Source organism: Streptomyces atroolivaceus (assembly GCF_000717025.1).
Lineage (GTDB): Bacteria > Actinomycetota > Actinomycetes > Streptomycetales > Streptomycetaceae > Streptomyces > Streptomyces atroolivaceus.
The window spans coordinates 1-208 of the sequence record NZ_JNXG01000103.1 but is presented as its reverse complement, the minus strand read 5'-3'; the positions used below and the strand labels follow the sequence as shown (position 1 = coordinate 208).

General features: G+C 69.7%; 1 protein-coding gene. It reads right to left on the bottom strand.

The features are described from left to right. Window positions 1–208 (bottom strand): acyltransferase domain-containing protein (locus tag OO67_RS35605; protein WP_033305976.1); only part of this gene is annotated, 208 nt, incomplete at both ends.

The window sequence follows — 208 nt, the reverse complement described above, 5'->3', positions numbered from 1 at the left end:
GTCGCGGTGGAGGGTGCCGACGGCCGCTCCGGTGTCACCGAGGGTCTCGGTGATGCTGGAGACCAGGACGGGGTGGGCGCTGACCTCGACGAACACGACACCCGGGGAGGCCAGTTGCTGGATGACCTCGGCCAGGCGCACTTTGCTGCGCAGGTTCCGGAACCAGTACGCCCCGTCCAGTTCGGCGGTGTCCAGTGCGTCGCCGGTC